The organism is Longimicrobium sp. (assembly GCF_036387355.1).
In the GTDB taxonomy this organism is placed as follows: domain Bacteria; phylum Gemmatimonadota; class Gemmatimonadetes; order Longimicrobiales; family Longimicrobiaceae; genus Longimicrobium.
On record NZ_DASVTX010000592.1, the window covers coordinates 1 to 9,230 of the forward strand.

The 9,230-nt window shown below is 73.3% G+C and carries 5 protein-coding genes; all 5 read right to left on the reverse strand.

What is annotated here, in order from left to right:
• Nucleotides 1-2,246, reverse strand: a 2,246-nt coding sequence (locus VF665_RS25740) for a M6 family metalloprotease domain-containing protein (protein ID WP_331056367.1), incomplete at its 3' end; no start/stop codon positions are given.
• Nucleotides 2,247-2,418: 172 nt separating this feature from the next.
• Nucleotides 2,419-6,273, reverse strand: coding sequence for a M6 family metalloprotease domain-containing protein (locus VF665_RS25745; RefSeq protein ID WP_331056368.1), 3,855 nt, complete (start codon nt 6,271-6,273; stop codon nt 2,419-2,421).
• A gap of 51 nt (nt 6,274-6,324) precedes the next feature.
• Nucleotides 6,325-6,852 (reverse strand): hypothetical protein, encoded by a 528-nt coding sequence (locus VF665_RS25750; RefSeq protein WP_331056369.1) that lies wholly within the window; start codon nt 6,850-6,852, stop codon nt 6,325-6,327.
• A gap of 22 nt (nt 6,853-6,874) precedes the next feature.
• Nucleotides 6,875-7,411, reverse strand: a complete 537-nt coding sequence (locus VF665_RS25755) for a hypothetical protein (protein ID WP_331056370.1) — start codon at nt 7,409-7,411, stop codon at nt 6,875-6,877.
• Nucleotides 7,412-7,479: 68 nt separating this feature from the next.
• Nucleotides 7,480-9,230, reverse strand: a 1,751-nt coding sequence (locus VF665_RS25760) for an Ig-like domain-containing protein (protein WP_331056371.1), incomplete at its 5' end; no start/stop codon positions are given.

Below are 9,230 nucleotides of genomic sequence, written 5' to 3' on the forward strand. Positions count from 1 at the left end.
GCAACGCGCGAGCCGGAGGGGGCGTACAGCTCCACGTACGGAGTGAAGGCCGAAAGCCCGCCGGTGCGAAACGCGCCGACGTCGATGACGTCGCCCGCGGTGAGCACCAGCGGAAAGCGCTGGCCTCCCGCCCCGGTGCCGATGGCGCCCGAAGCGGAGTCGCCCAGCGCCAGCGTGCCCGCCACCGACGCGGTGAGCGTCAGCCCCGTGTACGACCCCTCGGTGCGGACCAGAATGTACCAGTCGCCCGCGGCGGGATTGAGGAAGCCGCAAAACTCCGTGGAACTGCCCGAGACGGAAAGGCAGTCGGCCGGCAGCGGGGGCGCGCCCCGGCGCACGTACAGGTTGGCGTTGCCGGTACCCCCGGAGGTGGACACCCCCAGCGACGTCGCCCCCTCGGGCACCGCGATGCGGAACAGCCGGTCGCTTCCCACGGTCCCGGAGATTCCCGCCACGGGAACGCCGCTGGTGAGGGTCACGGCCTGCAGCGCCGCCGTCACGGTAACCGATGCCGTGCCGCTGGCGCCGCCCGCGGTCGCGGTGATGGTCACCGGTCCCCCCGCGGCCAGGCCCTGCGCCAACCCGCGGCTGGTCACGGACACGATCCCGGGAGACGAACTGGACCAGGTGACGGCGGGCCCGGTCACGAGGGCCCCGGCCGCGTCGCGCAGCGTGGCCACGAGCTGCTGCGTGGTCCCCACGGCGATGCCGGGCGCCGCCGGCGTGACGGATACCGAGGCGACGGCGTTGGCCGGGCCGCCCGCCTGCATGGTGAAGGTGAGCACGTCCGCCGTGTACTGGATGCCGCTCAGCGAAAAGCCGGAGGGAAGCCCGCCGTTGCCGCGGCTGCCCGGGCTGGTTCCCTCCCCGAACGAGGTCTGGAGCAGCGCGCCGGGAAAGACGTCGCCCGCGTCGCCGCGGTTGGCGCCGCCCGACAGGTGGCCCAGACCGTCCGCTTCTACCAGCGCCACGCCGTGGACCGCCCCGGCGTTCACCTCGTTGGACACCCGTGCGGCCTCCACTACGCCCTCGTCCACGTGGTACACCAGCAGCCCGGGGGCGCGGATGTCCGCGTCGGAGCCGAACGCCCTGCGGTGCTCCAGCAGAAAGTACTCGCGCGTGCCGGGAATGTCGTAGCGCAGCACCCGGCCCCCCTCGTACACGGGGGCCAGCGTCACGGCCGGGTACGAGCCGAACACCGTCTCCACGTTCACCCAGCCCAGAAAGTCCTTGCTCCACGCGCTCATGTGCGCGGGCGAGGCCGGCGTGCGGTAGTTGCCGGAGGCCATCAGGTCCCACTCGCCCAGCCCCGACGTGGTGCCGCGCGTGTCGTACAGGTCGGGGAGGGCGAGGGCGTGCCCCATCTCGTGCGCAAAGGTGCCGATGTCCATCAGGCTGGCGCCGTCGCACTCCAGCCCGCCCTGGATCAGGTAGTCGTCCACCTTGATGGTGCCGCCCCTGGCCGAGGCGTCGTCGGTGCTGAACGGGACGCCGCCGTTGTACGCCGAGTAGACGTAGCGGTGCGGCCAGATGCCGGGGCCCCCGCAGTTGGCTCCGGCGGCGGGGTAGAGGAAGGCCGCGGCGTCCACGTAGCCGTCGTCGTCGCCCGAATTGGGAACGCCGTCGGGGCCGTCGTTGTCGAACTGCCCGAAGTTCACCGTCGGGTCCGCGCCGGCGAGCGCGTCGCGCAGAAACTCGAAGGTGCGCCCGTAGCGCGCGCTGGTGGAGGCGGAGGGCTCGTAGAAGGCCGCCTGCTGCGGCAGCGCGACCCATCCCGACACCGTCCCGTCCAGGGTGAACGCGCCCCGCGACATCTCGCGGTAGAACGACTTGGCCGTGTACGCCCCCGCCGCGCCGTCCCCGAAGAGGCGCGCCTGGTAGTCCGCTGCGGGATAGGGCGCCGCGCGGTCCGAGTAGCGGGCCGCGATCACGGGAACGCGCAGGGTGCCGGTGACCGCCGCGCCGTACGCCTGCATCTGCCCGGTGGACATCAGCGGGCCGGTGCGCGCGCCTTCCAGCCGCCGCCGCTCCTGCCGCACCCCCTCTACCTTGTTGCGCCACGCCCGGCGGAACTCGAACGCGCCGGGCTGCTCGCGCAGCGTCTCGGTGATCCAGGCGGGGGCCTCGACGCCGTGTGCGCGGCCCTGCCGCAGCACGTCCTGCGCGTGCAGCGCGGGGGCAGAGAGCAGGGCGGCCGCCACGAGGCCGGCGCGGATGCGGCGGAGGGAAGCAACGGGAACCTTCAACGGAGTACCTTTCCGGGGTGCATGCAGGCCGGATGAATCGGGGCCCGGTGCGCGACTCGCGCGCCCGGCGCGCCCCTTTTCGCGCCGGATCCGGGCGCGGGGTCAGGGGGCGAAACATCGGCCGCCGTGCCCCGCGAGGGGGCATGGCGGCCGGCCAACGGGGGTCCCGCGATCAGCGGTTGGTGCCGATGCAGAACTGCGAGACGTCGCGCGACACGACCCGGGACAGGATGATGAGCGCGTCGATGGAGGTCACCTGTCCGTCACAGTTGGCGTCGCCCCCAATGGCCAGGTTCCACCCGGCCGGCAGGCTCTTGCCCACGACCGCCGACAGCACGCCCAGCGCGTCCTGCGCCGTGATGGTGCCGTCGCCGTTGGCGTCGCCCGCAATGCCGGGTGTGCCGCCCGCGGGGCTGTCGTCCACCGGCATGCTCCACACCTGGTCCGTCAGGATGATGCTGCTGCCATACAGCGTTCCGTGGGCCAGTGCCAGGCCGTAGCCGATGCCGGGACTCCACATGCGGCCCACGACCGTGCCGGTGGTTTCCATCACCAGCACGCCGCCGAAGAACTGGTTTTCCATGCCGTACAACCGCCCGCTGCGCCCCACGTCGAGCGAAAGCAGGGGCCCGGTGTCGATGGTGCCACGCGCCTCATCGGCGTTGGTGGCCGGGTTGTAGCGGCGCAGGGCCGTGCCGGAGGCGTAGTACAGCCACCCGTCCGCGGGGTTGTACACCATCACGTCGGCGAACGTGGTCCGCGAGCTGGTGAGCGCCACCGCCGCCGTGCCGCCCGCGGGCATGCGCACCAGGGTGCTCCCCATGGAAACGAACACCGTGCCGGTGGGGAGCACGGCCACGTCCGTAGCCGCGCTGGTCCCGGTCACCGCCACCGTCCAGGTGGCGTCGGGGCGCACGCGCAGCAGCCGCTTGCCGGCGTAGTCGGCCACGTACAGCGTGCCGTCCGCCGCGAACTCCATTCCGCCCAGCTCGGAGCTGAGGCTGCTCACCCACGGGGTGGCCGCGCCGGTCACGGGGTCGATGCGCACCAGCCCGGAGCCGCTCGCCATCACCACCTGCCCCTGGGGGCCGCGGGCCATGGTGCCCGGGTAGGCGTTCACCGTCTCGTTCATCACCCGCGCGGCGGGCGAGTGCAGCCGCAGGTCCACCAGCGCCGCCATCCCCTGGTTCCACGGATCGCCCGCGACCTGGATCAGGATGTCGTCGTAGTAGTAGCCCTGCGCCAGACTGCCGGGGGTGAGAACGGCCTGCACCGGCACCGCTCCCGCGGGCGCGGCGCGGGGGGCCGCCGGCGCCGCGCCCATCGCACCGGCTTCAAGCCGCCCGGGCAGCGGGCGCGCGTGCACGCGCTCCGGGGCGGCGAGGGCGTCCAGCAGGGTGGCCGAGCCCACCTCGGGCGTGATGCCGCCCGGCACCGACACCGTCATCCAGGGCTCGCCCTTGACGGGGGTGGCCGTAAAGGTGGCCGTGCCCGGGGCGCCCACGTTGTACACCCACACCGTGTCACGCACCGCCGGCGAGCCCGCGGGCACGAAGCGGGGGTCGATCTCCCCCTCGGTGACGATCACCACGCCGGAGCGGCGGGTGCGCAGCTTGAAGCTGCCCGTGTACTTGTTCAGGTCCGTGGAGGTACGGCGGTCGCGGACGCGGACGCTGTACGTTCCCGCGGCCGCGGCCGTGTACCGGGGCAGGATCCAGTTGCGGTTCAGGCGGTGCACCGTGGACGAAGCCACCAGGGCGCCGGCCGGCGAGTACAGCTCCACGTACGGATGGAAGGTGCTCTGCCCGCCCGTCACGAAGGCGCCCACGTCCACCACGTCGCCCGCCGTCATGACCAGGGGGAAGGTGGCGACCGCGCCCACCGAGGCCACCTGGCCCGTCGCCGAGTCGCCCACCGCCAGCGGCGGCGCGGGCACCGACACCGTCGCCGTCAACGTGACGCCGGAGAAGGAGGCGAAGGCCTTGAGCATGATGTACCAGTCCCCCGACGCCGGATTGGCGAGGGTGCACTGCTCGGTGTTGGTCGAGCTGCCGGAGGCGCAGTCCCGCACCGAGGTGGTGGGGGGCGTGCCGCGGCGGACGTACAGGTCGGCGTCGCCGCTGCCGCCGGAGGTGGTGACCGTCAGCATCGTGGCGCCCGCGGGCACCGCGATGCGGTACAGCACCTCGTTGGGGTAGGTGGCGCCGATGTTGGTCACCGGGACGCCGCTGGTGATCAGCGTGCCCGGCGTGACGGCCGCTGTCACCGTGACGGCGGACTGCCCCGACTTGCCCTCGGAGGTGGCGGTGATGGTCACCGGCCCGCCCTGCGCCAGCGCCGTCACCAGCCCCGTGGACGACACGGTGGCCAGGGAGGGGGCGCTGCTGGACCAGGTCACCGCGCGCCCGGTGAGCAGCACGTTGTTCGCGTCGTACAGCGCGGCCGTGAGCTGCCGAGTGGTTCCCGCCGATACGCTGGCCGTGCCGGGCGACACCACCACCGTGTTCACCGGGGTGGCAGGGCTCCCGGCCTGCAGGTCAAAGGTCAGCACCCCGCCCGCGTACTGCAGGGCGCGGATGTCGAACCCGGAGGGGGCGCCGGAGTTGCTGCGGCTGCTGGGATAGCTGGCGTCGCCGAACGCGGTCCGCGCGCCGGTGCCGGGGAACGGGTCGCCCGCGTCGCCGCGGTTGCCGCCGGAGGCGGGGGTCTTGTCCAGCTGGTCCAGCCCGTCCGCCTCTTCCAGGTCCACGCCGTGCACCGTGCCGGCGTTCACGTCGTTGCTGTTGAGCGTAAGGTCAATGACGGCATCGTCGATGTGGTACACCAGCAGCCCGGCGCCGCGGATGTACGTGTCGGATCCGAACGCCTTGCGGTGCTCCAGCAGAAAGTACTCGCGCGTGCCGGGGATGTTGTAGCGCAGCACCCGGCCCGCGTCGTACACGGGGGCCAGCGTGAGCGCGGGGCGCGCGCCCGACACCGTCTCCACGTTCACCCAGCCCAGAAAGTCCTTGGACCAGGCGCTCATGTGCGTGGGCGAGGCGGGGAGCCGGTAGTTGCCGGAGCCCATCAGGTCCCACTCGCCCAGCCCCTCGGTGCCGCCGTCGGTATCGTACAGGTCGGGGAGCGCCAGGGCGTGCCCCATCTCGTGGGCGAAGGTGCCGATGGGCATCAGGCTGGTGCCGTCGCACTCCAGCCCGCCCTGGATCAGGTAGTCGTCCACCTTGATGGTGCCGCCCTCGGCCGACGGGTCGTTGGTGCTGAAGGGCACGCCGTTGGTGTACGCCGAGTACGCGTAGCGGTGCGGCCAGATGCCGGGGCCGCCGCAGGACTTGCCGTGCGCGGGGTAGATGAACGCCGCCGCGTCCACGTAGCCGTCGTCGTCGCCCGAGTTGGGGACGCCGTCGGGGCCGTCGTTGTCGAACTGCCCGAAGTTCACCGTGGGGTCCGCCCCGGTGAGCGCGTCACGCAGAAACTCGAAGGTGCGCCCGTAGCGCGAGTCGGTGGCCGTGGACGGCTCGTAGTACGCCGCGGTCTGCGGCAGCGGGATCCACCCCGCCACCGTGCCGTCCATGGTGAAGGCGTTGCGCGACATCTCGCGGTAGAACGACTTGGCCGTGTACGCCCCCGCCGTGCCGTCGCCAAAGAGCCGCGCCTGGTAGTCGGCCACGGGGTACGGCGCCGTGCGGTCCGAGTAGCGGGCCGCGATCACGGGCACGCGCATGGTGCCCGTCACCGCCGCGCCCGCGGACTGCAGCAGGCTGGCCGACATCACGGGCCCGGTGCGCGCCGCCTCCAGCCGCCGCCGCTCCTGCCGCACCCGCTTCACCTTGTTGCGCCACGCCCGGCGGAACTCAAAGGCGTCCGGCTGCTCGCGCAGCGTCTCCGTCACCCAGGCGGGGGGCTGAATGCCATAGGCGCGGCCCTGCTGCAGCACGTCCTGCGCGTGCAGCGCGGGGGCGAACAGCAGGGCGGCCAGCGCCGCCAGCGCGGCGCCATGGCGGCGGAGGGGCATGGGCGGGACGTTCAAGGGGTCACCTTTCCTGCGGAATGAAGGTCGGTCGGGGGGCCGGCGGGCGGGTCAGGGGCGCACGCGCGAAAGCGCGGGGTGCGTCCCGTCCTGGCGAACGCGCGATACCAGGTTGCGGAATCCGGTGGCCGAAACCACCTCCTCCAGGGTGAGCGCAAAGTCGTCGGCGGCCAGCGGGCGCGTGGCGGCCACGGTGAGCGTAAGCACCGGGCCCGCGTCGATTCCGGCCAGCGCCACGCCGGCAAAGCGCAGGGTGCCGGGGCGGGCCTGGTGCCAGCTCCCCGTGATCCCCTGCGGGATCTGCCCCGCGGACACGGTCAGCCGGGCGGGGTCGTACACGAGCTCGCCCTGAAAGCTGGCGATGCGGTCGTCCACGCCCACCCGCTTCAGGTGCAGCTCCACCGTGGCACCCGCCGCGGTTTCGCCGGTGACGAAGAGGACGGGGTAGATGCCCGGCTCCTGCGCCGCGGCCGGGGGCGGCTCCTGGCCGCGCGCCTCCGCGCGGGCGCCGGCCGCCAGGGCGAGGGCCAGCGCCGCCGCCAGGGTCCACCGCGTGGCGCGGCCCGTCACCGATCGCATCATTCCCGCTCCGGAGATGAGGCTACTGCAGCGGCACGCGGGTGAGCCGCGGAGTGCGGCCCTGCATGCGCACGCGCGAGCCGAGGTTCACAAAATCCTCGCTGGCGATGATTTCTTCCACGTTCAGCTCGAACGCCTCGGCGGCCACGGGGGCGCGGGTGGCGAACGACAGGGTCAGCACGGCGCCGCCGTCGATCCCCGCCGTGGCCACGCCCGCAAAGCGCAGGGTGCCCGCCGTGGTCTCGTTGGTCGCCCCGGTGATGCCGTCGCCGACCGTCACGGCGCCCAGCGCCAGCTTCGTGGCGTCGAACTTCAGCTCGCCCTGAACGCTGGCGACGCGCTCGGTGACGGCCACGCGCTTGAGGTGCAGTTCCAGCCGCGCGGAATCCGCCGTCTGCTGCGCCACCACCAGCACCGGGTAGATCCCCGGCTCGGTAAAGGTGATGGCCGGCTCGGCGGGCTCACCCTTCTTTTCCGTGCCCAGCAGGTCGCCGCACCCGGCCAGCGCCGTGCCCAGCACCAGCGCCGCCGCGAGGCGCACTCCGCGAATTCCGTTCATCTGCTGTAGCTCCTTTGGAAGGAGCCCGGGGCGGCGCGGGGTGCGCCGTCCCGGGCGGGGACCGCACGTCAGGGGGCCACGACGCTCAACCGGCCCCACATCGCCACGGGCATTCCGTAGCTCTGGAAGGTGGTGGACGTGGGCGGGGCCGTGTAGGTGAGGATCACGTTGGAGTACCGGCCGGTGGCCGCCGTGGGCAGCACCCGGAAGCTCAGGGTGGCCAGCGTGAGGTTGGCCGAGCCCTGCGCCGCGGTGCCCGCATAGGCGAAGCGCACGGTGCCGGGGGTGGGCGAGTGGATCTCCACGTTGCCGGTGAGCCCGCCCTGCCCCGACTGGAACTCCAGCAGCGTGGGGTCGTAGCGGAACTCGAACTGCACGGCGCCCAGGTCGCCCGTGGCGCTCACCCGCGACATGTCCAGCGTCACGGGAAAGGTGATCGTGGTGCCGGCGCGGATGTCGGCGCGCACCTGCCCGCCCGTGAAGGCGGTGCTCAGCATGCTGTTGGAGGCCAGCACCGCGGTGAACGAGGTGTCGGACACGCTGTTCACCTGGGCGGACACGCGCGTCACGCCCGCGGCGACGCCCAACACCTGCCCGCTGCCGTTGACCGTCGCGGTCCCCGTGTTGGCCGATACCCAGGTGGTGGCGGGCGAGGGGATCACCCCCGACGCGTCGGAGGCGGCCGCGGCCACGTTCGCCGTCTGCCCCACGTTCACCACGGTAAAGCGCGGGTTCACCACCAGCGAGGTGGCCGTGCGCGGGGTTACGAACACCGTGACGGACGCGCTGCGCCCCTCCACGGTGGCCACGATGCTGGTGCTGCCCGTGGCGCCGCCCGTGGCCAGGCCGGAGGCGCTCACCGTCACGACCCCCGCGTTCAGCGACGACCACGCCACCGCCCGTCCCGTGAGCACGTTGCCGCCCGCGTCACGGGCGGTGGCGGTGAACTGCTGGGTGAGCCCCTGTGGAATGGTGGCCGACGCCGGCGACACCGTCACGGAGGCGACCGGCACGGGGATCACCGTCACCTGCACGGTGGTGGACACGCCCTCGGAGGCGGCGGTCAGCGTCACGGGGCCGCCCACGGCGGCGGCACTCACCACGCCGGTTCCGGACACGGAGGCGACCGACGGGTTCGCGCTGCTCCAGGTGAGGGCGCGCCCGGTGAGCACGTTGCCGTCCGCGTCGCGCGCCACCACCCCCAGCGTGATGGAGCCGCCCTGCACCAGGGTGTGCGGCCCCGCCGGGGTGATGGTGAGGGTGGCGATGGGCACCGGAACCACGGTGACCTGGGCGGACCCGCTCTGCCCCTCGGAGGTGGCGGTGATGGCCACCGCGCCGGCGCCGGGCGCCACGCCCGTCACCACGCCGGAGGCATCCACCGAGGCCACGGCGGGGTTGGCGCTGCTCCACGTGACGGCGCGGCCGGTGAGCACGGCGCCACGCGCGTCCCTGAGCGTGGCCGTGAGCGCCTGCGTGCGCCCCGCGATGACGGTCTGGGCCCCGGGCGCAACCGTTACCGACTGCACGGCGGCGGGCGTCACGGTGACGGCCAGCGAGCCCACGATCCCGGAGCCCGCCTCGGTGGCGCTGATGGTGGCGCTTCCCGGCGTGGCGCCCTGCACCATGCCGCCGGCGCCTACGGACGCCGTCGCCGTGTTGCTGCTGGACCAGGTGAAGGTTCCGCCCACCGCTTCGCCCGCGGCGTTGCGCGCCACCGCGGAAAGCTGCACCGATGCGCCCGCTTCCATGGAGGCGGCGGCCGCGGTCACGTCCACGCGGGCCACCCGGGTGTCGGGCCCGGAGGTGCCACCCCCGC